The sequence below is a fragment of the Falsochrobactrum tianjinense genome (assembly GCF_019100495.1).
Taxonomy (GTDB): Bacteria; Pseudomonadota; Alphaproteobacteria; order Rhizobiales; family Rhizobiaceae; genus Brucella; species Brucella tianjinense.
Genome location: NZ_JAHRVA010000001.1, coordinates 107,808 through 128,447 on the forward strand (window position 1 = coordinate 107,808; position 20,640 = coordinate 128,447).

Genomic DNA, 20,640 nt, shown 5'->3' on the forward strand with positions numbered 1-20,640 from the left:
GAGTCGCAAGCGGCTTAGATAAGGCATCGGAATTCATGGCAATCGGTTTCATCAAGAAAATGTTCTCCTTCGGCAAGAAGGAGGTCGAGGAAAAGCCGGACGAGCAACCCGCTCCCGACACCGTGGAGACGGAAGCTCCTCCAGCACCCGAAACACCCGCCGAAACCTCTGCTTCCGAGCCTGAGCCCCAACCGGAGCCACAGGAAGAGCGCGAACCCGAACATCCCGTCGCCGAGATCGAAATTGCGATCGAGCAGCCTCCGGTAATGGAACCGCCCGCCCCCGAACCGATTGCTCCCGAAGCCCCTCCCGCTCCTGAGCTGCCCGCCAGACCCAAAAAGGTGAAAGTCACCAAGGCCGTCGAGGAGCAGCAGGAAGAGGCCCCCGTAGAGGCGGCACCGGAGCCCAAACTTTCATGGTTCGAGCGTCTCCGGCACGGCCTTGCCCGTTCGTCGAACTCGCTCAGCGATTCCATCGGCGGCATTTTCACCAAGCGCAAGCTCGATGACGACACGCTGCAAGACCTCGAAGACGTTCTCATTCAGGCCGATCTCGGTCTTGAAACCGCCATGCGCGTGACGGACGCGCTGTCTTCCAGCCGTTACGGCAAGGATGTCTCCAGCGACGAAGTACGTGCCATCATGGGCGCGGAAATCGAAAAAGTTCTCGGCCCCGTGGCGCAGCCTCTGGAGCTTGATCTTTCGCACAAACCGCATGTCATTCTCGTCGTCGGCGTCAATGGTACTGGCAAGACGACAACTATCGGCAAGCTTGCAGCAAAGCTTACCGCAGGCGGCCTGAAAGTCATGCTTGCGGCGGGCGATACGTTCCGTGCCGCAGCCATCGAGCAACTGCACATCTGGGGTGAGCGCACCGGCGCGCCCGTCGTATCAAGCAAGCTTGGCGCTGATGCCGCGGGGCTTGCCTATGACGCTTGGGAGAGAGCCAAGGAAGCAGGCAGCGACGTGCTGATCATCGACACGGCGGGCCGTCTGCAGAATAAGGCCGAACTGATGGAAGAGCTTGCCAAGATCGTGCGCGTTCTCGGCAAGCATGACCCGGAAGCCCCGCACACAGTCTTGCAGACGCTCGACGCCACCACAGGACAGAATGCGCTCAATCAGGTCGAGATTTTCAAGAATATCGCTGGCGTTAACGGCCTGGTCATGACCAAGCTTGACGGCACGGCGCGCGGCGGCATTCTGGTGGCGATTTCCGCCACGCATAAGCTGCCGGTCTATTTCATTGGCGTCGGTGAAGGCATCGACGATCTGGAACCATTTGCGGCCAAGGATTTTGCCCGCGCCATTGCAGGAGTTGCCTGATGGAGCATCACGTCTTCGAACGCGATCCGTCGCAGAAAAGCGAAGCCGAACGCAAGGAAGTTCCGCCGCTTCTCAAGCTGGCGCTGGAACTGGGACCGCTTCTGGTCTTCTTCTTCGCCAACGCGCGCGGCGAAAGCCTGATCGCACGCTTCCCGGTGCTGGGCCAGATCGGCGAGCCGATCTTTCTGGCGACAGCACTGTTCATGGTAGCAACCGTCATCGCGCTTGCGGCATCATGGTCGATGACCCGCACGCTGCCCATCATGCCGCTGATTTCGGGCATCGTGGTTCTGGCCTTCGGCGCGCTGACGCTGTGGCTGCATAATGAGACCTTCATCAAGATGAAGCCCACCATCGTCAATACGCTTTTCGGCATGATTCTTCTCGGCGGTCTTTTCTTCGGAAAATCCCTGCTCGGCTATGTGTTCGATTCAGCCTTCAAGCTCGACGCGGACGGCTGGCGCAAGCTCACTTTCCGCTGGGGCGTGTTCTTTCTGTTTCTGGCCGTCGCCAATGAAGCTGTCTGGCGCAATTTCTCGACCGATGCCTGGGTGGCCTTCAAGGTTTGGGGCATCATGCCCATCACCATTGTTTTCACGCTTTCACAAATGCCGCTTATCCAAAAACACAGTCTGCCGGAACAAGCACCAACCGAATGAATGAGGAGAACGCCATGCCCCGCAGTGATGATAAACGGCTCGATATCGAACAATTCATCTGCCGCAGCGATAATTATGGCGTTCTCATTCATGATCCAGAAAGCGAACTGACTGCATCCATCGACGCGCCCGATGCGGGCGCCATCGAAGCGGCTCTGGAGCGGCGCGGCTGGACGCTCGATTTCATCTTCACCACCCATCATCACCTCGACCATGTAGAGGCTAATGAAGTGCTGAAAGCCAAATTCGGCATCAGTATTATCGGCCCCAAGGCCGAAGCGGCCAAAATCCCCGGCATCGACCGCGCAGTCGAGGATGGCGATGAATTCACCTTCGGCCTGTTCAAGGTGCAAGTCATCTCCACGCCCGGCCACACGGCAGGCGAGATTTCCTATTATATACCCGAAGCGAAGGCCGTCTTTACCGGCGACACGCTGTTTGCATTGGGTTGCGGGCGGCTGTTCGAAGGCAATCCCGCTACCATGTTCCACTCCCTACAAAAGCTCATCGCCCTGCCCGGCGACACGGCGGTCTATTGCGGCCATGAATATACCGAAAGCAATGCACGCTTCGCGCTCACCATCGATCCAGGCAATTCAGCGCTGAAGGAACGCGCCGTCGAGATCGCCCGGTTGCGCGCGGCGGACCGGATGACGCTTCCGACCACCATCGCCCTTGAAATGGCAACCAATCCCTTCCTGCGCTGGCATGATGGCGGCATCCGCGCACGCCTTGGCTTGCAGGAAGCTGCCGACGAAGCCGTGTTTGCGGAAATCCGCAAGCGCAAAGACCTGTTTTAGGATGAGAAGACGATGAACCTGTCCCGCTTCAAAAGCCTCAACCGCGCCGCATTCTTCGGCCTTTCGCTTGCCGTTCTGCCGTTCTGCATCCCTGCGGCGCTGGCGGAGGATATTCTGGAGATTGCCACTCCACCGGAAACCCCGGCAGAAATCAATAACTTCAAGCTGAGCGAGGATCTTCTGACCCGTATGGAAAAAATCCATGCCGCACTCGAAGAGATGCAGCTTTCCCCGACAGCCGAGGAAGGCCAGGATGCTCAGCCTTCGATGGATTCCATGGTAGGAAGCATCGAGTCGCGCCCCCAGGTGATGGCTCTGATGAACGCTCAGAATATCAAACCGCGTGACTACCTCCTTGCCTATTTCGCCATGATGAGCGCGCTTGCCGCGGCTGACGCGGAAGAAGAAGACCAGCTTGTCGATGAAGTGAAAAACATCAACCCCGAGCATGTCGAGTTCGGCAAGAAATATAGCGAGCGCATCCGCGAGCTGATCGGGGAATAGCCCGCAGGTTTCAATCCGGTTGCCTCAACAGGCGAAGCGCATTGATCGTCACCAGAACTGTTGCGCCGGTATCAGCCAGGATGGCGGGCCACAGGCCGGTGATGCCCAGCACGGTGGTCACGAGGAATACGGCCTTCAGCCCCAGCGCGATTGCGATGTTCTGGTGAATATTGCGCATGGTGCGTTTCGATAGCTCAGCCATCGCCGCAACATCGCCAACCCGGCCATGCAGAACGGCAGCGTCTGCCGTCTCCAGCGCCACATCCGTCCCGCCGCCCATGGCGATGCCGACATCGGCGGCAGCGAGCGCTGGCGCATCATTGATGCCGTCGCCCACCTTGGCGACGATCTGCCCCTGGGTGCGCAATTCGCCGACAATGCGCTGCTTGTCTTCGGGCATGAGTTCGGCGCGCACCTCGATACCGAGATCGTGGCCGATGGCTTCCGCCGTGCGACGATTGTCGCCAGTCAGCATGAGCACGCTTATGCCTGCTTGCTTGAGCCTTTCAAGACCCGCAATGGCATCGGCGCGCGGCTCGTCACGCATGGCAATTGCACCGGCGATTCCGCCATCGACAGCCAAAACGGAAACCGCCTTGCCCTCGTCGTTACAGGCCGCAATCCGCGCCGCAAGTTCGTCGGGAATTACCGCGATATCATTTGCAGCCTTACGGGAACCGAGAAACAGTTTCGACTGCCCTGCAACACCGGACACACCCTTGCCGCCATGGGCCCTGCTCTGGCTAATGCCCGAAAGTTTCAGCCCCCGCTCTTCAGCAGCGGCCACGATGGCCAGCGCCAATGGATGGCTGGACCCTGCATCAAGCGAAGCAGCAAGACGCAGCACTTCGCCTTCCGGCAGGGCGCCTGCCAGAACGTCCGTCACTTTCGGCTTGCCCTGCGTCAACGTACCGGTCTTGTCGAAGCAGGCCGTGGTGATCTTGCCAATGGTTTCCAGTACCGCACCACCCTTCATCAGCAGGCCGCGACGCGCACCCGATGAAAGCGACGCGGCAATGGCCGCAGGCGTTGAAATGACCAGCGCACAGGGACAACCGATCAGCAGGATGGCAAGACCCTTGTAAATCCATTCGCTCCACATGCCGCCGCCGACAAGCGGCGGCAGGATGGCGACCAATGCCGCAACCACCACCACGCCTGGCGTATACCAGCGTGAAAAGCGATTGATGAAGCGTTCGGTCGGGGCCTTGGCTTCCTGCGCTTCCTCCACCAGCCGCACGACGCGGGCAATCGTGTTGTCCTGAGCGGCAGCAGTCACCTTGACGCGCAAAAGTCCGTCGCCATTGATGGTACCGGCAAAGACATGATCGCCCGCCGCCTTGCCGACCGGCGTGCTTTCGCCCGTCACCGGCGCTTCATCGATAGCGCTCTCACCCGTAATGATCTCGCCATCGGCTGGCATGCGGTCTCCGGGGCGCACGGCAATCACGTCGCCCACAACCAGACTGTCCGCTGGCACTTCCCGCGTGGCCCCGTTGCTTTCGATAAAGGCCGTCTTCGGCACCAGCGCGGTCAAAGACTGGATGCTCGCCCGCGCCTTGCCCGCGGCCACGCCTTCGAGCAATTCGCCGACGAGGAACAGGAATACGACCGCTGCCGCTTCCTCGGTCGCACCGATGAAGACCGCCCCCACGGCGGCTATCGTCATCAGCATTTCGATGGAAAACGGCGTGCCGTTGAGCGCGGCCATGATGGCGCGGCGTGCAATCGGTACCAGGCCGATCAGCATTGCTGCCGTGAAGGCCCACAGCGCGATTGACGGATAGAGATGGCCGATACCGTAAGCGGCAACGAGACCGCCGCCACAGGCCAGCATCAACCGGCCCTTATCCGTCTGCCACCAGCGTGCGGGTCGCGCAGGGCGAGCCGATGCTGCACCGGCATCCGCCGGAGAATGAGCACCGGCCTTGTAACCAAGCGCCGTCACCTTCGCTGCGATCTCGTCGAGACGGGCCGAGCCGTCGTGGTTGACTATCATCGTGCCATTGGTGACGGAAACCGACACATCCTCGACGCCGGAAACCCGCCGCACCGCCTTATCGATCTTGGCCGCACAGGAAGCGCAGTCCATGCCGTCGACCCGCAAGCGCAGACTGGCTGCGCTCGCTCCTATCGGCTTTTCCGCTGCCGTGGCATGCTCGTTATGCCCGCAATTGTCGTGATCGTGATGATGATTGTGCACGCGTTCGCTATGGCTCATTTTCCAACCCTTGAATTGTCTGAATCTGGGTCTACATCCTCTAGTGACTAGAGGAGCAAGCGAAAAATGATCACGAATGTTTCGATCGGCGAAGCCTCGAAAGCCAGCGGCGTGAAAGTGCCTACCATCCGCTATTATGAGCAGATCGGCCTTCTGCCGGCGCCGCCGCGCAGTGAAGGAAACCGCCGTCTCTATGATAAAAGCGATATCGAGCGGCTTTTATTCATCCGCCATGCCCGCGATCTGGGCTTTGAGGTGGATGCAATCCGCACGCTTCTCAACCTTCAGGACACTCCCGACCAGTCATGCGCCGCCGCCGACGCCATTGCCAGCGCGCGACTTGCCGATGTGGAGCACCGCATCGCGCGACTTACAGCATTAAAGACGGAACTATTGCGCATGCTCGATTGCACGGCGCATGGCCGCATCAACCAGTGCCGCGTCATCGAAATTCTCGGTAATCACGACGAATGTGTAAGTTTGAAACACTGACGCCTACTCGGCAGCAACGGCCTGCCTGCGCCGCGAGGCAATCATGTCTTTTGCCGCCAGTGCAGCGCCTGCCGTAATCAGCACACAGGCTGCAAGGATGCGCATGGAAGGCTCTGCCGTCCCCGCTGCGATCAGTACCAGCGTCGAAAGAAGCGGCGCGGCATAGCTTGCCGCTCCCAACACCTGAATATTGCCGCGCTTGACGCCAAAATCCCACGCATAGAAGGCGGCCCCCACCGGCAGCAGTCCCAATGCCAGAACGCAAAGCCATTGTAGCGCACCCTGCGGCCAGACCGTCTGTTCAAGCGCCAGATGGCAGATGAGCGAAAGAATGGCGGTTGCCACGCAAAAGCCCGTCACCGCATCGGTCGGCACATGCGCCAGACGGCGCGAAAGCAGTGAATAGCCAGCCCATGCGAACGCGCATAGCCCCGCCATCGCATAACCGAAAGCATAGCGCGCCTCGAAGCCTGTCCCGCCGCCCTTGGTGACGATCAGCACCGTGCCGCCAAGCCCCAGCAGCGCTCCGGCAATATGAAACCAGCGCAGCCGTTCTCCCGGCATCAAGGCAGACCCCAGAACGATCAGCAGCGGCCAGAGATAGGCGATCAGGCTGGCCTCGACCGCAGGCGCATTGCGCAGCGCCGTGAAATAAAGAAAATGATAGCCGAACAGCCCGGCAACGCCCACCAGCCAGACCACCGGCGGCTGGCGCAAATGCCGCGCCGCCCCCGGACGCCATAGCCAGGAGACAAGGCCGATGGACGCACCGATGGAAAAACACATGGCAGAGAGCTGGAATGGGGGAACCTGGCCGGACCGGGCAGTGAAAAGCGCCAGAAGCGCCCACATGGCGATGGCTGAAAAGCCGATCAATGTCGCAAGTCTCATCCCGTCCCCCACCGCCCGCACTTGTTTTTAGCGCATCTTCTCAAAACGCGTGGCCTGGATTTTCAGCGTCCCCAACTGGGTGCCTATATGCGCCACCACCGGCGCATAGATACCGGAATTGCCCAATGTTGCAAACGAGATCGTGATCTTGCTACGCTTGCTCAGATAATTGATGGCTTTCTTGCCCTTCTGATAGCCAGCAATCGGTACGAACTTCGCAGAACATATGACCGTTTCGCCCGTGAACCCGCGTGTGGTGAATGCCTGTGTGCCGTTGAAGGAAAGCTTTATATCGGCACGGGTCTGGCCATCGAAGATGTTCAGCGTGCGGTCGCAGACCGAACGAAGGTTCTTGGCGGGAATCATCATCACGCTTATCGGATCGCTGACATCGAGCAGATCTCCGGGCGTCGTCTCTACCCATGGATTGCGCTTTTTCACCGGCGGCATATTTTCCGCCGACATCACATTGCCATTGGCAAAGCGGATTTTCGTACTCTTGCTCTTGCGTCCATGCTTATATGCCAGATCAAATCTCGACGGCATCACCTTCCCGGCGACCGAACGTCCGCCAACATGAACCGTACCGTCCGTATCGTCGAAAATACGCGCAATACCCGAGGTCATGAAACGTCCGTTAACGCTGTAGGCAGCACCTTTGACGGTGGTTTCGATGGCAGAACGGGCAAGGGAAAGGCCAAAAATCGAGATTTCATATTCAGTGCGGTAGAGATCGTCCGCTTGAGCGGCCCCTGTCGAAAAAAAGCCTGTTATCATAAGCCCGGCCAGCATGGACTTGCTGGCGCGCAAAGCATAATCAACTGCGAGCTTCGTCAGACGAGCCTTTCGCACTGCACCCCGTTTGGCTATACCCGACATTGACTTTTTCGTTCCTGTGTTTCCGGCCATGGGATTTGTCGAGCAGGAAAAACCGGCGAAGTTATGATCCCTCCTTGAGTGTGGCTGCGCAAATCGCCGCAAAACCGCGCCATTACAGCCAGACGAGCGAATCTGTCTTGACTGCAACGGCTGCTGTCACTATAGAAACGCGACTTTCCCAATAGGCCGCCTGTCCGAGATCGCGCGCCAGCAGCATCAAACTGCTTTGTTGCTTTGAGTTCGGACATTGGGGTCGGGGCCTGAGCAATTCCGGCGAGGCTGCGATGCAGCCTGCATCGGGAATTGCGAGAAACGAAACAAGGAGCATTTTTGCTTTCTTCAGAAAGCTGAAATGCTCCGGAAGCAAAAGTTGAAGGTGAGACCAAAATGTCCCGCGCTTGTGAATTGACCGGCAAGTCGGTCCAATACGGCAACAATGTCAGCCACGCGAACAATAGAACGCGTCGCCGCTTTCTGCCGAACCTCTGCAATGTAACGCTTATGTCCGAAGCCCTCGGCCAGAGCTATCGTCTTCGCGTTTCGGCCAACGCCCTGCGTTCGGTTGAGCATCGCGGTGGTCTCGATGCTTTCCTCGCCAAGTCCGACGACAAGGAACTGTCGCAGCGGGCTCGTCTGCTCAAGCGCCAGATCGCGAAGAAGCAGGCTGAAGCCGCCGCTGCCTAAATCATGCCTGGGAAAATCGGGCACCGGTTTTCCGATAAAGACATGATTAGACAAGAAAGCTAAAGCGCGTCGTACGATAAACGTGACACGCTTTAAGCGGTATAGATTTGAAAATTTGACAAAACAGGCTGGCTCCTGCTGGCCTTTTTTGCTGGTTCCATTACCCAGGATAAAAAAATGCCTGTTATGAACGCTTCTATTTCCCGGCTCTTGCCGGCCATGCTGGCAATGTGCGCGGCGGTTGCCGCTTCAAACATTCTGGTCCAGTACCCGTTCCAGTATCTGGGACTTCATGAAGTCCTTACCTGGGGCGCATTCACCTATCCTGTCGCTTTTCTGGTCAACGACCTGACCAATCGCCGCTTCGGACCTGTCGCCGCCCGCAGAACCGTCTATGCCGGTTTTGTGCTGGGCGTCATCATGTCGATCTGGCTGGCGACGCCGCGCATCGCCATCGCATCGGGCAGCGCTTTCCTGATCGCGCAATTGATGGATATTACCGTCTTCGACCGCCTGCGCCGCAAGACCTGGTGGAAAGCCCCCTTCGCTGCCGCCATGTTCGGCTCGGTGCTCGACACGATCCTGTTCTTCTCGATTGCTTTTGCTGCACGCTTCGCCTGGATCGATACGCTGACCGGCATGCCCGATTCGTCACTGAGCGAGCCAGCAAGCTTCCTTGGCCTCGGAATGCCTCTCTGGGCATCGCTTGCTTTCGGGGATTTCTTCGTGAAAGTCGTGATGGGAACGCTGATGCTTATTCCCTATGGCGCAATTCTCGCCATTTTCGCTCCGGCGCTCTACGCGCCGGATAAAGCGGCCTGAACCGCTTCTACCTTGCCGCCCGGCGGCGCCCCTTGCCCGCCGCCTCCGCACCCTGCTCCTCGAACAATGAGGCAAGCTGCTCGGTCATGGCGCCTGCAAGCTCTTCCGCATCGACGATGGTGACGGCGCGCTGATAATAGCGTGTCACATCATGGCCGATGCCGATGGCAATCAGTTCAACCGGCGAGCGCGTTTCAATCTCTTCGATCACGGCGCGCAGATGCCGTTCGAGATAATTGCCCGGATTGACCGACAGCGTGGAATCGTCAACTGGCGCGCCGTCCGAAATCATCATCAATATCTTGCGCTGTTCGGGACGCGCCAGCAGACGCTGATGCGCCCAGATCAGCGCCTCGCCGTCGATATTCTCTTTCAGCAACCCCTCGCGCATCATAAGGCCGAGATTGCGCCGTGCGCGCCGCCATGGCGCATCCGCGCTCTTGTAGATGATATGGCGCAGATCGTTGAGACGGCCCGGATTGGCGGGCTTGCTGCGTCCAAGCCACGCCTCGCGCGACTGGCCGCCCTTCCACGCCTTGGTGGTGAAGCCCAGAATTTCCACCTTCACGCCGCAGCGCTCCAGCGTGCGCGCCAGAATATCGGCGCAGGTGGCGGCAACCGTAATCGGGCGTCCGCGCATGGAGCCGGAATTATCGATCACCAGTGTCACGACTGTATCGCGAAAATCCGTGTCCCGCTCCATCTTGTAGGAAAGCGGCTGCGTCGGATCGATCACGATGCGTACCAGGCGCGCCGAATCAAGATAGCCCTCTTCCAGATCGAAATCCCATGAGCGGTTCTGCTGCGCCATCAAGCGGCGCTGCAAGCGGTTGGCAAGCCGTCCCACAACGCCTTGCAGATTGGCGAGCTGCTTGTCAAGGAAACCGCGCAGGCGATCGAGTTCGGCCTCATCGCAAAGATCGGTGGCCTCGACTTCCTCATCGAATTCGCGCGTGAAAACCTTGTAATCGACATGTTCGGCAAAATTCGCGAAGGGCTGGTTGGCGCGGCGCGTATCGCCGGGCGTCTTCGCATCGATATCCTCGCTGTCGTCCATATCGTCCGACGAGGCGTCGGCGGCATCCATTTCGCCCTGTTCGCCGTCGTCGCTTGATTCATCCGATTCGTCGCTTTCCGCCGAATCCGAACCGTCCTGACTCTCGTCACCGCCTTCTTCGTTTTCGTCCGGATCAGGCGTCTGTTCCTCGTCCTGCTGCTCGTCGTCGCTCTGCTCTTCAGGCGAAAACTCTTCAGCCATATCCATGGAGGCGAGCATGTCGCGCACGCTGCGCGCAAAAGCCTGCTGGTCTTCGAGATTTTCGGCAAGCCGGTCAAACTCGGAACCAGCCTTCTGTTCAATCCAGTCGCGCCACAGATCGAGCACCGGCCCCGCTTCTTCCGGCACAGCGCGGCCCGTCAGCTTTTCGCGCAGCAACAGCGACACGGCCTCTTCGAGCGGCGCATCCTGCCTGTCGGTGACGGTGGAAAAATTGGTGCGGCCATATTTATCCGCCAGCATTACGGCCAGATTGTCCGCAACGCCCGCCATGGCCCGCGCGCCGATAGCTTCCACGCGCGCCTGTTCCACCGCGTCGAAAATAGCGCGCGCCTGCTTGCCTTCCGGCGCGAAGGCCGCGTGAATACGCGCATTGTGCCGCGCCTTGCGCAGCGCCATCGAATCGCCGAGGCCGCGCGTGACGGCAATATCATGCGCGGTCGGACGCTTGGGCAGATCGGGAAGGCGGGCGCGATTGGCAGTCAGCGCCGGACGATCATTGTTAAAGGCCACTTCCAGTTCATTATCGCTGGAAATGGCGCGCATGCAGGCCGTCAACGCACGCTTGAACGGCTCCGAATCGACCGGCCCCGTTTTGCGCTCGCGCGAATTATCGCCCATTCCTGACATTTGGCCTGACATATGCCTATCCTGACTTCTCATAAAGCCGCCGCCGGACCGTTCCGGCGGCAATCTTCCCGCACATCAGGCCAGAACGATATTCGCGGCTGATTCGGGAAGCTCCTCACCAAAAGCGCGCTGGTAGAATTCCGCCACGGTAGAGCGTTCCAGCTCGTCACATTTGTTGAGGAAGGTCAGGCTGAACGCAAAACCCACATCGTTGAAGATCGCGGCGTTTTCCGACCAGGTAATAACCGTGCGCGGGCTCATCACGGTCGAAAGATCGCCATTGATGAATGCCTGGCGGGTCAGGTCGGCGACGCGCACCATCTTGTTGACGATCTCGCGCCCTTCCGCATTCTGGTAATGCTTGGCCTTGGCGAGAACGATATTCACCTCATTGTCGTGCGGCAGATAGTTGAGCGTGGTCACGATCGACCAGCGGTCCATCTGTGCCTGGTTGATCTGCTGCGTACCGTGATAAAGCCCGGTCGTATCACCCAGACCCACCGTATTGGCGGTGGCAAACAGGCGGAAAGCGGGGTGCGGGCGGATGACGCGGCTCTGGTCGAGCAGCGTCAGGCGTCCCGATGATTCGAGCACGCGCTGGATCACGAACATCACATCCGGGCGGCCCGCATCATATTCGTCGAAGACCAGCGCGACATTGTGCTGATAGGCCCAGGGCAGGATGCCGTCCTTGAATTCAGTGACCTGCACGCCGTCCTTGACGACGATGGCGTCCTTGCCGACCAGATCGATACGGCTGACATGGCTGTCGAGATTGACGCGCACGCAGGGCCAGTTGAGGCGGGCGGCGACCTGTTCGATATGGGTCGATTTACCGGTGCCGTGATAGCCCGAAACCATAACGCGGCGATTATAGGCGAAGCCTGCGAGGATCGCGAGCGTCGTCTGGCGATCGAAAAGATAGTCCGGATCGAATTCCGGCACATAGGAATCGCCCGCCGCATAGGCCGGTACCATCATGTCGGAATCGATCCCGAATTTTTCGCGCACCGAAACCGTCGTATCCGGCAAATTGGCTATATCGCGCTCAACCTTGTTCATCATGCCTCCAGAGCGGCAGGACTGTCCGGCCGCGACATTCAAATTCCCTCTGGAGCAACTCACCGGCGAGCCTGCCGACAAGCCCGATCGATGCCCCATCCATATTAAGTTGCGGGCATCCGTACTTGCATCCCGCACATGGCGCGGCAGAAGAATGTCCGTTCCGAGCATCGAAACCACTGGCCTCGTGCTCTTTGCTCACGCAACAGGCTTTAGCAAAAACCTGCCTGCTTGAGCAATTGATAAGCCTGGATCACATCGCGAAAACGCTCTTCTGATCCGCGGTCGCCACCATTCGCATCGGGATGATGAAGCTTCACCAGTTCTTTATAGCGCGCCTTGATCTTATCGCCAGTCGAATTTGCATCGAGGCCGAGCGTGACCAGCGCCTTGATCTCAAGCGTGCGCGGCTTGCGCTGCGCGGTTTTGGCCGATGCCTTGCTTTTGGCCTCATTAACGAAGTTGAACGGATCGCGCAGCCGGTTGTGATAGGAGGCGGACCCGGAGCGCCGCTGCGCCACATCGGGCGAGGTGCGCGCGCTTGCGCTCGCGGCATTGGCAGCGGTTGACCATGTCGGACGGTTTCCGGTGATCGCTTCCTTCTGGAATTTGGCGATATCGCCGTCGGACAAACCGGAGAAATAGTTGAAACTCTTATTATATTCCCGGACGTGATCGATACAGAAACGGAAATATTCGCCCTCACGCATGCGTCCGACCGGTGCGCGATGCGTGCCTGGCTTGGTGCAGCCTTCCCACTGACAGGAAGGCGCGTTGGATTTCGCCTCCGCTTCCTTCTTGGGGCGGATACGAATGCTGTCGAAGTATTTGGAGCTCGTTGTCATCGAATCGGATTATGCGGATTAAGAGTGACTAAACAAGAATTGACATTTCGTCCTGACTGGTTCTGGTCCCGGTGTGACCATTGTTTCAGGGCGGAATTTTGTTGCAAACTGCATTTCCTGTGCGGATTTGCCCCACCGATTGCCGCCGAGGCGACGTCTATATGAAGCACAGCGTCTATATGGGGAGAACTGGCCCGAATGTCCATTCTTAATAACAAACAATCTGCCATGGAAGAAAAGCTCAAGGCAGCTTTTGCGCCACAACACCTTGAAATCATAAATGAAAGCCACCTTCATGCCGGTCATCATCACTCCGGCAGCGATCATCACGGCACCTATGACGGAACTGGCGAAACCCATTTTCGCGTTCGCATCGTCGCCGATGCCTTCACCGGCATGAGTCGCATTCAGCGCCATCGCGCTGTCAATGATGTGGTCAAGCAGGAACTCGACAGCGGCGTTCATGCGCTCGCGCTCGAACTTTCCGCTCCCGGCGAACCGGCTCGGCGCTAACCCCTTTTGGATCAATTAACGGCCTTTACCGCCATCCCGCCCGAAATCGGCTTGCCATCTGCATCCAGCGGCACGATGCGCAGGCGCGTGAGACGATTCTTTTCCTTTTTCAGCACGGAAAAGCGCTTGCTGTGAAAGGTGAAGGCCTGTTTCATTTCCGGTATGGTCTGGGTTTCATGGATCACCAGACCGGCAATGGTGGTGGCTTCCTCATCGGGCAGATGCCAGCCCAGCGCCCGGTTGACGTCGCGGATGGGCAGCGAGCCATCGACGATCACCGAACCATCCGGCTGCCAGCGCAGCCCCTGCATGTCGAGATCGTGCTCGTCGGTAATATCGCCGACGATTTCTTCGAGAATATCTTCCAGCGTCACCAGTCCCTGCACATCGCCATATTCGTCCACGACGACCGCAATATGGGCCTTGCGCCGCAAGAAGGCGTCGAGCTGGTCCTGAAGCGTGGTGGTATCGGGCACGAACCACGGCTTGCGCGCGACCTTCATCACGTCAATGCGCGAGAAATCATTATCGACATCGTAAAGCGCGCGCAGAAGATCCTTGGTGTGGATAATGCCGACAATATTGTCGATATCCTCGCGCCAGACCGGCATTCGCGTATGCGGACTACCCAGAATTTCGCGCACGATCTGGTCAGCGGGCGCATCGCCATCGATTGTGCGCATGCCGGTGCGGTGCACCATCACATCGCTGACCTCCAGTTCCTTGAGATCGAGCAGGCCGCCGAACTGGTCGCGGTCTTCCTTGATGAGCGACTTGTCGCGATGCAGCACCTCGACCGCGCCGCGCAATTCCTCTTGCGCGCTCAGCATGGAGCGCCCGGCAGCGAGATTGATCCCGAACAGCCGCAGAATCATCCGCACGATCCAGTTTACCGCGCTGGAAGCCCATCCCAGCAGCGCCACGACGACAGAAACCGGACGTGCGACCTGAAGCGAGAAGCGGTCCGGGCTTGAAATCGCCCAGGATTTCGGCAGCACTTCCGCGAAAATGACCAGCAAAACCGTCATCGCCAGCGTGGAATAGGCCACGCCCGCATCGCCGAACAAGGACAAAAATATGCTGGTGGCAACCGACGTGGCGAGAATATTAGCGAGGTTATTGCCAATCAGAAGCACGCCGATCAGCCGGTCGCGCTTGCCGATCAGATGCTGCACGATGCTCGCGCGTTCATCGCCATTATGCTCAAAACTGAGCATCCGCGCACGCGAGGCCGCAGTCAGCGCCGTTTCCGCGCCAGAGAAAAACGCCGACAGAATGACACAAAGCAGGATGATGCCGCACATGATCCAGAATTCGTAAATCATTCTCTCCGGTCCTTTCGATTAGTGTGCGGAAAGGCGCTCCTTGAGGAATTCCAGTACGCTGGCAGGCGGCACATCTTTGGCGATGAAGGATTGGCCGATGCCATGCGTGAGGATGAAAGTGAGCGCGCCGCGCGCCACTTTCTTGTCCTGCGCGATATAATCCATCAGCGTTTCCGCCGGCGGTAATCCACCCGGCACATCGGCAAGTGCTGTGGGCAGGCCGACCGCCTTGAGATGCGCCTCGACGCGTTCCGCAGTCTCGACGCCGCATAAATTCATCTTGACCGAGAAACGATGCGCCAGCGCCATGCCGATGGCAACCCCTTCCCCATGCACCAGACGGCTTGAATCATAGGAGGTCACGCCTTCCAGCGCATGGCCGAATGTATGGCCGAGATTGAGCAGCGCCCGGTCGCCGCTTTCCCGCTCGTCACGCGCCACGACGGCTGCTTTCGCCCGGCAGGATTGCGCAATCGCTTCGGTACGCGCCGCACCGCCAGAAAATACTTCCCCCCAGTTCTGCTCCAGCCATGCGAAAAATTCCGGCTGGTCGATGAGGCCGTATTTCGCAACTTCCGCATAGCCTGCGCGAAATTCGCGTGCCGAAAGTGTGTCGAGAACATCCGTATCGGCCAGCACCAGTTGCGGCTGATAGAAAACGCCGACAAGATTCTTGCCATGCGCGGTATTGATGCCGGTCTTGCCGCCAACGGACGAATCCACCTGTGCCAGCAGTGAAGTCGGCATCTGCACGAAATTCATGCCGCGCCGCACGATACCGGCCACAAAGCCGGAAAGATCGCCGACCACGCCGCCGCCAAAAGCCACAACCGCATCGCCGCGCTCAAGCCTTGCTGCCAGAACCGCATTGGTCACGCTTTCCAGCGTCGAGAACGATTTCGACTTCTCACCCGGCGCAACGATGATCGGCGCAGCGTCTATACCGGCGCGCGCAAAGCTCGCCATCAACCGCTCCAGATGCGCCGCAGCGACATTTTCATCGGTGACAATGGCAACCCTTATGCCCGCAAGGCGACCGGCAATTTCTTCGCCTGCACGGTCGACCAGCCCCTTGCCGATCAGAATCTCATAGGAACGCTCGCCCAATGAAACCGGAACGGCGACATGATCGGCGGCAGTCGAAGGCGCATTCATATTATTCTCCCGCGGGTTTACACCCGCTCTTTCTTTAAGTGCGCTGTCAGAACCTCGATCAGTTCCCCGGCAATCACTTCCTTCTTGTCGTCGCGCGTCATCACCTGCGCATCGGCAAGCGCATAAATCGGATAGCGTTCGTTCATCAACCGCTGCATGACGCCGCGCGGATCGTCGTTTTTCAGCAACGGGCGGTTCTGGCGACGCGAAACGCGGTCCATCAGCACGTCGAGTTCCGCATTGAGCCAGATCGAAACACCGGCCTGCGCAATCGCCGCGCGGGTTTCCGCATTCATATAAGCGCCGCCGCCGGTCGCCAGTACCATCGGGCCGTCATCAAGCAGGCGCAGGATCACCCGGCGTTCAAGATCACGGAATTCTTCCTCGCCATAGGTTGCAAACAATTCCGGCACGCTCATACGCGAGACGGCCTCGATTTCATTATCCGCATCGCGAAAAGGCAGGCCGAGCATCGTGGCCACCTTGCGCCCGACCGTCGATTTGCCCGCACCCATCAAGCCAACGAGAACAACCACTTTCGTGCCCAGCAGTTGGCGGACGGTTTCCGCCCTGTCATTGAGATTTGTCTGTTTTTGCGTGCTGTTCATCATTCTCGCCCGTTTGTTCCGTTTCCACATCAAAAACCGCGCGGCGTCAATCCCGGCAGGGCTTTTTAATCCCCGGCCCTGGCTCTCCTTGCTTTCGTCTCAATAGCGCAGCATAAAAGCACCATGCCCACGCTGACGCGCATCCTTGCATTGCTTGCTGTTATTGCCGCCATTGCTTATGGCGCGATGCTGGCGCTCGCCAGTTTTGTTGAGCCCACGCCCCATCAGATCACCGTGGAAATCCCCGCGTCAAAAATCCGCCAGACCGTCATTGCGCCCCCGCCTCCACCTCCCGTTGCCGCACCTGCGCAGGAAGACTGACATGCGCACATCGCTGGCAATCGAAAACTTTCTTGAAATGATGAGTGCTGAACGCGGCGCGGCTCAGAACACGCTTGAATCCTATCGCCGCGATCTGGAAGCCTGCGCGCAGGCCCTTGCGCCGCGCGGGGTCAACCTCGCCAAAGCCGGAACCGAAGACATCCGCCATGCCATCGACGCCATGGCTGCGCAGGGCTTTGCCGCGACATCGCAGGCGCGCCGCCTCTCCGCGCTCAAGCAGTTTTTTCGCTTTCTTTATGCCGAAGGGTTCCGGCAGGACGACCCGACCGGCACGATCGACGCGCCCAAAAAGCAAAAACCGCTGCCCAAAATCATAAGCGTCGAAAATGTTTCGCGCTTGCTCGACCGCGCGGCACTGGAGGCAAGCGAAGCATCCGAGCCTGACGAGCGCATCAAGGCGCTGCGCCTTCATGCCCTGCTTGAGACGCTCTATGCGACGGGATTGCGCGTGTCCGAACTTGTCGGCCTGCCGGTCAGTGTCGCACGCACCGACCACCGCTTTCTGATCGTGCGCGGCAAGGGCTCGAAAGATCGTATGGTGCCGCTGTCGCAAAAGGCGCGCGACGCCTTGCAGCTTTTTCTGGCCCTGCGCGACAGCCAGCCCGGAGCAGACGACAATCCATGGCTGTTTCCGGCCTTTTCAGAAAGCGGCCATCTGGCGCGGCAGGTTTTTGCGCGCGAACTGAAAACGCTTGCCGCGCGCGCCGGACTGTCGAGCGCTTCCGTCTCGCCGCATGTCCTGCGCCACGCCTTCGCCAGCCATCTGCTGCAAAACGGCGCGGATCTGCGCACCGTGCAGCAATTGCTCGGCCATGCCGATATTTCGACCACGCAGATTTACACCCATGTACTGGAAGAAAGGCTGCATAAGCTGGTAAGTGAACATCACCCGCTTGCCGATTAATCTGGCTGCTTGTATGAGAAAGCCGGAAAAATTTGCAAGATGCGCACGAAGTAAATATGTAAGGCCCGTAAGTCAGTCTCTTCCGGTCAGTTTCTGGCCAATATCCTGGAACGCATAATAGTCAGGCCCGATGTACAACTATCTCGATTTTGAAAAACCCGTCGCCGACCTCGAAGGCCAGATTCTGGAGCTCAAAAAGCTTGCGCAGGAACAGGGCAGCGTCGAGATGAGCGACGAGATCAGCCGTCTCGAGAAGCGCTCCGCCGATGCGTTGAAGGATATTTATCGCAAGCTGACGCCATGGCAGAAGGCGCAGATCGCCCGCCATCCGGACCGTCCGCACTGCCTCGAATATATCGAACGGCTGTTTACCGAATTCACACCGCTCGCAGGCGACCGCCAATTCGCCAATGACGAGGCCATTCAGGGCGGCTTCGCCCGTTTCAACGGCCAGCCGGTCGCCATTCTGGGACAGGAAAAAGGTTCCGACACCAAAACCCGCCTCAAGCACAATTTCGGCTCGGCGCGCCCCGAAGGCTATCGCAAGGCCGTCCGCATCATGGAAATGGCTGACCGTTTCCAGCTTCCCCTCATCACTTTCGTCGATACGGCGGGAGCCTATCCGGGCGTGAGCGCCGAAGAGCGCGGACAGGCGGAGGCCATCGCGCGTTCGACCGCCCAGTGCCTCAAGCTCCGCGTGCCGGTGATCTCGATCATCATCGGCGAAGGCGGTTCCGGCGGCGCAATCGCCATCGCGGTCGCAAACCGCGTCTATATGCTTGAACATTCCATCTATTCGGTGATTTCGCCCGAAGGTGCCGCTTCGATCCTCTGGCATGATTCCACCCGCGCCAGGGACGCCGCCTCCAATATGCGCATAACCGCGCAGGATCTGTTTGATCTCAAGATCATCGACGGCATCATTTCCGAGCCGATGGGCGGCGCTCATCGCGGCAAGGAAGCAGCAATCGACGCGACCGGCGACATCATCACCGCTTCGCTGCGCTCGATGAAGGATATCGACGGCGAGACCCTCAAGCAGGAACGCCGACAGAAATTCCTGCAAATCGGTCGTAACCTTTGATTCACTATTAATCTCGGATTTTTGATCTGGCGCAGCCTGTCTGCGCCGGATTTGCATCAGGCCGTCAATTCCGCCATATTGCGGACATTCTGATTTTTAGGTAATCAAATAAGGATTTGTCAACGATACCGAAAGGTTTTGTTGTCAGGATCGGGGCACCGGAAAGTCAGATTTGCTTAACAGCGCCTCCGGGCGCTGCTCTCACAGGCTCGATGCGATATGAAGATCAGAACCGCTATTCTTGCAACCGTCATGGCATCCGCGCTTCTTGCGGGCTGTCAGGGTTCGTCCGTTTCCGATCTGGCCCTGCGGGCTGAAAAGCCGCTGCCGACAAAAGTCGTGGCGAAAATGAAGGCGAAGGGCATGTCCCGCAACTCGCCGATCATGGTCCGTATCTTCAAGGAAGAAGGCGTTCTGGAGGTCTGGAAGCAGAAGAATAACGGCAAGTACGACCAGATCGCATCTTACGAGATCTGCAAATGGTCGGGCAAGCTCGGGCCGAAATTCGTAGAAGGCGATCGACAGGCACCGGAGGGCTTCTACACGGTGCGCCCCGCGCAGATGAACCCCAAATCGCAATATTACCTCGCTTTCAATATCGGCTTTCCCAACGATTATGACCGGGTGAATGGCCGCACCGGCCAGCATCTGATGGTGCATGGCGCCTGCTCGTCGTCAGGTTGCTATTCGATGACCGATGACAGCGTGAGCGAAATCTATGCTTTCGGTCGCGACGCCTTCCGCGGCGGCCAGCGTGAGTTCCAGATTCAGGCATTTCCGTTCCGCATGACAGCGGCCAATATGGCGCGCTATCGCAATGATCCCAATTACGGCTTCTGGAAAATGCTCAAGCAAGGCTATGATTCCTTCGAGGTAACGAAGGTCCCGCCGAAGGTCGATGTCTGCGAAAAGCGCTATGTGTTCAACGTCGCGTCGCCGGATGGTCAACCCTTGTCACCGGCGGAAGCCTGTCCGCCATCGGTCAGCGCCGAAGCCATGTCCTATGCGACTTACGGGAAATCCTATCTTACCGCTTTCAGCGCCGCTCAGAAGGCTCCCGCCCCTTCCATTCAGGGGCTGGCGGAAGCAAAGCTGGTTTCCGCTTGGAGTGCTGCGCGCGCCCGTGGCGAAAGGGTAAGCCGCGAGCCGCCTTCATTAAAGTCGTCTTCGGCTGAAACGCCCAATGCGCCCGATATTGCGCCGGCTCAGCCTGCTCCGATCGAAAGCGCAACAGCAACCGTGCCGGTTCCGCAGGAGAATCCGGCAGCCCCGGTCTCACCCATGACGACCGCCAGCACTGTTGCCGATACGGTTGTTGCACCGGCGCCTGAGAAGAAAAAGTCATGGTGGAAATTCGGTCGGGACTAATGCTGCAAGAAGACAGCATTCCCGTCTATGACCTAAGGGGGCTTAAATGCCCTCTTCCGGTTTTGAAAACCCGCCACCGCCTAAAATCCATGCCGAGCGGCGCGCGTTTATGGGTCGAAGCGACCGATCCGCTCTCCGGTATCGATCTGCCGCATTTCTGCACGCAGGAAGGCCATATGCTGCTGGCGCAGGAATGCGAAGACAACCTGCACCGCTTTCTTATTCAGAAGAAATAAACCGGCTTCAGAAGA

The 20,640-nt window shown here is 58.7% G+C and carries 22 protein-coding genes and 1 pseudogene; 13 read left to right on the forward strand and 10 right to left on the reverse strand.

The genetic code is table 11. The features are described 5' to 3' along the window. Positions 1 to 35 precede the first annotated feature (35 nt). The 4 genes from ftsY to KUG47_RS00550 are packed head-to-tail and all read left to right on the forward strand — an operon-like array spanning position 36 to position 3,288. Complete coding sequence (gene ftsY / locus KUG47_RS00535; protein ID WP_217676009.1) at positions 36 to 1,325, forward strand: signal recognition particle-docking protein FtsY; 1,290 nt, start codon at positions 36 to 38, stop codon at positions 1,323 to 1,325. After that, positions 1,325 to 1,984, forward strand: a complete 660-nt coding sequence (locus tag KUG47_RS00540; RefSeq protein WP_217676010.1) for a septation protein A — start codon at positions 1,325 to 1,327, stop codon at positions 1,982 to 1,984. Before ftsY ends, KUG47_RS00540 begins: the two co-directional genes overlap by 1 nt. A gap of 14 nt (positions 1,985 to 1,998) precedes the next feature. Next, a complete protein-coding gene (gene gloB, locus KUG47_RS00545; RefSeq protein WP_217676011.1) occupies positions 1,999 to 2,784 on the forward strand; it encodes a hydroxyacylglutathione hydrolase in 786 nt (261 codons plus the stop codon). A 12-nt stretch (positions 2,785 to 2,796) separates the two neighbouring features. After that, positions 2,797 to 3,288 carry a hypothetical protein gene (locus KUG47_RS00550; protein ID WP_217676012.1) on the forward strand — a complete coding sequence of 164 codons (492 nt, stop codon included), beginning with the start codon at positions 2,797 to 2,799 and terminating at the stop codon, positions 3,286 to 3,288. A gap of 10 nt (positions 3,289 to 3,298) precedes the next feature. Here the strand turns inward: KUG47_RS00550 and KUG47_RS00555 are convergent. Continuing rightward, positions 3,299 to 5,491, reverse strand: a pseudogene (locus tag KUG47_RS00555) (heavy metal translocating P-type ATPase); the annotation flags it as partial. 84 nt (positions 5,492 to 5,575) lie between these two features. Here KUG47_RS00555 and KUG47_RS00560 point away from each other — a divergent pair. After that, entirely contained in the window at positions 5,576 to 6,001 is a 426-nt protein-coding gene (locus tag KUG47_RS00560) for a MerR family transcriptional regulator (RefSeq protein ID WP_254799231.1), read from the forward strand. Positions 6,002 to 6,004: 3 nt separating this feature from the next. Here KUG47_RS00560 and yddG read toward each other — a convergent pair whose 3' ends face one another. From yddG to KUG47_RS00575, 3 genes are all read right to left on the reverse strand, one after another. Beyond that, the gene (gene yddG, locus KUG47_RS00565) at positions 6,005 to 6,892 is read right to left on the reverse strand and encodes an aromatic amino acid exporter YddG (RefSeq protein WP_217676013.1); all 888 of its coding nucleotides are present in this window, start codon (positions 6,890 to 6,892) and stop codon (positions 6,005 to 6,007) included. 27 nt (positions 6,893 to 6,919) lie between these two features. Beyond that, positions 6,920 to 7,771, reverse strand: a complete 852-nt coding sequence (locus KUG47_RS00570) for a DUF3108 domain-containing protein (RefSeq protein WP_254799232.1) — start codon at positions 7,769 to 7,771, stop codon at positions 6,920 to 6,922. A 112-nt stretch (positions 7,772 to 7,883) separates the two neighbouring features. After that, positions 7,884 to 8,099, reverse strand: coding sequence for a hypothetical protein (locus KUG47_RS00575; protein ID WP_217676014.1), 216 nt, complete (start codon positions 8,097 to 8,099; stop codon positions 7,884 to 7,886). A gap of 59 nt (positions 8,100 to 8,158) precedes the next feature. On the opposite strand from KUG47_RS00575, the gene rpmB reads away from it, so the two are divergent. Continuing rightward, positions 8,159 to 8,455 carry a 50S ribosomal protein L28 gene (rpmB, locus tag KUG47_RS00580; RefSeq protein ID WP_217676015.1) on the forward strand — a complete coding sequence of 99 codons (297 nt, stop codon included), beginning with the start codon at positions 8,159 to 8,161 and terminating at the stop codon, positions 8,453 to 8,455. Between the two features lie 177 nt (positions 8,456 to 8,632). After that, positions 8,633 to 9,277, forward strand: coding sequence for a queuosine precursor transporter (locus KUG47_RS00585; RefSeq protein ID WP_217676016.1), 645 nt, complete (start codon positions 8,633 to 8,635; stop codon positions 9,275 to 9,277). A 7-nt stretch (positions 9,278 to 9,284) separates the two neighbouring features. On the opposite strand, the gene cobT is transcribed toward KUG47_RS00585, so the two are convergent. The 3 genes from cobT to KUG47_RS00600 all read right to left on the reverse strand — a co-directional run bounded on the left by cobT (position 9,285) and on the right by KUG47_RS00600 (position 13,090). Continuing rightward, positions 9,285 to 11,195 (reverse strand): cobaltochelatase subunit CobT, encoded by a 1,911-nt coding sequence (gene cobT / locus KUG47_RS00590; RefSeq protein ID WP_217676017.1) that lies wholly within the window; start codon positions 11,193 to 11,195, stop codon positions 9,285 to 9,287. Positions 11,196 to 11,258: 63 nt separating this feature from the next. Then, the gene (gene cobS, locus KUG47_RS00595) at positions 11,259 to 12,245 is read right to left on the reverse strand and encodes a cobaltochelatase subunit CobS (RefSeq protein WP_217676924.1); all 987 of its coding nucleotides are present in this window, start codon (positions 12,243 to 12,245) and stop codon (positions 11,259 to 11,261) included. Positions 12,246 to 12,457: 212 nt separating this feature from the next. Continuing rightward, complete coding sequence (locus KUG47_RS00600; protein WP_217676018.1) at positions 12,458 to 13,090, reverse strand: J domain-containing protein; 633 nt, start codon at positions 13,088 to 13,090, stop codon at positions 12,458 to 12,460. A gap of 198 nt (positions 13,091 to 13,288) precedes the next feature. On the opposite strand from KUG47_RS00600, the gene KUG47_RS00605 reads away from it, so the two are divergent. After that, positions 13,289 to 13,603, forward strand: a complete 315-nt coding sequence (locus tag KUG47_RS00605) for a BolA family protein (RefSeq protein ID WP_217676019.1) — start codon at positions 13,289 to 13,291, stop codon at positions 13,601 to 13,603. An 11-nt stretch (positions 13,604 to 13,614) separates the two neighbouring features. Here the strand turns inward: KUG47_RS00605 and KUG47_RS00610 are convergent, their stop codons facing one another. From KUG47_RS00610 to KUG47_RS00620, 3 genes are read right to left on the reverse strand one after another with little or no spacing between them, the layout of a single operon-like run. After that, positions 13,615 to 14,928 carry an HlyC/CorC family transporter gene (locus KUG47_RS00610; protein ID WP_217676020.1) on the reverse strand — a complete coding sequence of 438 codons (1,314 nt, stop codon included), beginning with the start codon at positions 14,926 to 14,928 and terminating at the stop codon, positions 13,615 to 13,617. Between the two features lie 18 nt (positions 14,929 to 14,946). Continuing rightward, on the reverse strand, positions 14,947 to 16,083 hold the full coding sequence (gene aroB / locus KUG47_RS00615; RefSeq protein WP_217676021.1) for a 3-dehydroquinate synthase: 1,137 nt from the start codon (positions 16,081 to 16,083) through the stop codon (positions 14,947 to 14,949). 17 nt (positions 16,084 to 16,100) lie between these two features. Further along, positions 16,101 to 16,691: a shikimate kinase gene (locus KUG47_RS00620; RefSeq protein WP_217676925.1), complete on the reverse strand. Its 591-nt coding sequence runs from the start codon at positions 16,689 to 16,691 to the stop codon at positions 16,101 to 16,103. A gap of 123 nt (positions 16,692 to 16,814) precedes the next feature. Between KUG47_RS00620 and KUG47_RS00625 the strand changes: the two genes are divergently transcribed. The 5 genes from KUG47_RS00625 (at position 16,815) to KUG47_RS00645 (ending at position 20,625) form a co-directional block, all read left to right on the forward strand. Beyond that, complete coding sequence (locus KUG47_RS00625; RefSeq protein ID WP_217676023.1) at positions 16,815 to 17,012, forward strand: recombinase; 198 nt, start codon at positions 16,815 to 16,817, stop codon at positions 17,010 to 17,012. A gap of 1 nt (position 17,013) precedes the next feature. Continuing rightward, positions 17,014 to 17,937 carry a site-specific tyrosine recombinase XerD gene (gene xerD / locus KUG47_RS00630; RefSeq protein WP_217676024.1) on the forward strand — a complete coding sequence of 308 codons (924 nt, stop codon included), beginning with the start codon at positions 17,014 to 17,016 and terminating at the stop codon, positions 17,935 to 17,937. A 130-nt stretch (positions 17,938 to 18,067) separates the two neighbouring features. After that, positions 18,068 to 19,021, forward strand: a complete 954-nt coding sequence (locus tag KUG47_RS00635) for an acetyl-CoA carboxylase carboxyltransferase subunit alpha (protein WP_217676025.1) — start codon at positions 18,068 to 18,070, stop codon at positions 19,019 to 19,021. 219 nt (positions 19,022 to 19,240) lie between these two features. Continuing rightward, a complete protein-coding gene (locus KUG47_RS00640) occupies positions 19,241 to 20,389 on the forward strand; it encodes a L,D-transpeptidase family protein (RefSeq protein ID WP_217676026.1) in 1,149 nt (382 codons plus the stop codon). Further along, complete coding sequence (locus KUG47_RS00645; protein ID WP_217676926.1) at positions 20,389 to 20,625, forward strand: sulfurtransferase TusA family protein; 237 nt, start codon at positions 20,389 to 20,391, stop codon at positions 20,623 to 20,625. The genes KUG47_RS00640 and KUG47_RS00645 overlap by 1 nt, the downstream gene beginning before the upstream one ends. Positions 20,626 to 20,640: the final 15 nt, after the last annotated feature.

What these genes read in the sequence shown, in the direction of transcription:
- ftsY (WP_217676009.1), top strand. Translation starts at nt 36, where the DNA reads ATGGCAATCGGTTTCATCAAGAAAATGTTCTCCTTCGGCAAGAAGGAG.
- KUG47_RS00540 (WP_217676010.1), top strand. Translation starts at nt 1,325, where the DNA reads ATGGAGCATCACGTCTTCGAACGCGATCCGTCGCAGAAAAGCGAAGCC.
- gloB (WP_217676011.1), top strand. Translation starts at nt 1,999, where the DNA reads ATGCCCCGCAGTGATGATAAACGGCTCGATATCGAACAATTCATCTGC.
- KUG47_RS00550 (WP_217676012.1), top strand. Translation starts at nt 2,797, where the DNA reads ATGAACCTGTCCCGCTTCAAAAGCCTCAACCGCGCCGCATTCTTCGGC.
- KUG47_RS00560 (WP_254799231.1), top strand. Translation starts at nt 5,576, where the DNA reads ATGATCACGAATGTTTCGATCGGCGAAGCCTCGAAAGCCAGCGGCGTG.
- yddG (WP_217676013.1), bottom strand. Translation starts at nt 6,892, where the DNA reads ATGAGACTTGCGACATTGATCGGCTTTTCAGCCATCGCCATGTGGGCG.
- KUG47_RS00570 (WP_254799232.1), bottom strand. Translation starts at nt 7,771, where the DNA reads ATGTCGGGTATAGCCAAACGGGGTGCAGTGCGAAAGGCTCGTCTGACG.
- KUG47_RS00575 (WP_217676014.1), bottom strand. Translation starts at nt 8,099, where the DNA reads ATGCTCCTTGTTTCGTTTCTCGCAATTCCCGATGCAGGCTGCATCGCA.
- rpmB (WP_217676015.1), top strand. Translation starts at nt 8,159, where the DNA reads ATGTCCCGCGCTTGTGAATTGACCGGCAAGTCGGTCCAATACGGCAAC.
- KUG47_RS00585 (WP_217676016.1), top strand. Translation starts at nt 8,633, where the DNA reads ATGCCTGTTATGAACGCTTCTATTTCCCGGCTCTTGCCGGCCATGCTG.
- cobT (WP_217676017.1), bottom strand. Translation starts at nt 11,195, where the DNA reads ATGTCAGGCCAAATGTCAGGAATGGGCGATAATTCGCGCGAGCGCAAA.
- cobS (WP_217676924.1), bottom strand. Translation starts at nt 12,245, where the DNA reads ATGAACAAGGTTGAGCGCGATATAGCCAATTTGCCGGATACGACGGTT.
- KUG47_RS00600 (WP_217676018.1), bottom strand. Translation starts at nt 13,090, where the DNA reads ATGACAACGAGCTCCAAATACTTCGACAGCATTCGTATCCGCCCCAAG.
- KUG47_RS00605 (WP_217676019.1), top strand. Translation starts at nt 13,289, where the DNA reads ATGTCCATTCTTAATAACAAACAATCTGCCATGGAAGAAAAGCTCAAG.
- KUG47_RS00610 (WP_217676020.1), bottom strand. Translation starts at nt 14,928, where the DNA reads ATGATTTACGAATTCTGGATCATGTGCGGCATCATCCTGCTTTGTGTC.
- aroB (WP_217676021.1), bottom strand. Translation starts at nt 16,083, where the DNA reads ATGAATGCGCCTTCGACTGCCGCCGATCATGTCGCCGTTCCGGTTTCA.
- KUG47_RS00620 (WP_217676925.1), bottom strand. Translation starts at nt 16,691, where the DNA reads ATGAACAGCACGCAAAAACAGACAAATCTCAATGACAGGGCGGAAACC.
- KUG47_RS00625 (WP_217676023.1), top strand. Translation starts at nt 16,815, where the DNA reads ATGCCCACGCTGACGCGCATCCTTGCATTGCTTGCTGTTATTGCCGCC.
- xerD (WP_217676024.1), top strand. Translation starts at nt 17,014, where the DNA reads ATGCGCACATCGCTGGCAATCGAAAACTTTCTTGAAATGATGAGTGCT.
- KUG47_RS00635 (WP_217676025.1), top strand. Translation starts at nt 18,068, where the DNA reads ATGTACAACTATCTCGATTTTGAAAAACCCGTCGCCGACCTCGAAGGC.
- KUG47_RS00640 (WP_217676026.1), top strand. Translation starts at nt 19,241, where the DNA reads ATGAAGATCAGAACCGCTATTCTTGCAACCGTCATGGCATCCGCGCTT.
- KUG47_RS00645 (WP_217676926.1), top strand. Translation starts at nt 20,389, where the DNA reads ATGCTGCAAGAAGACAGCATTCCCGTCTATGACCTAAGGGGGCTTAAA.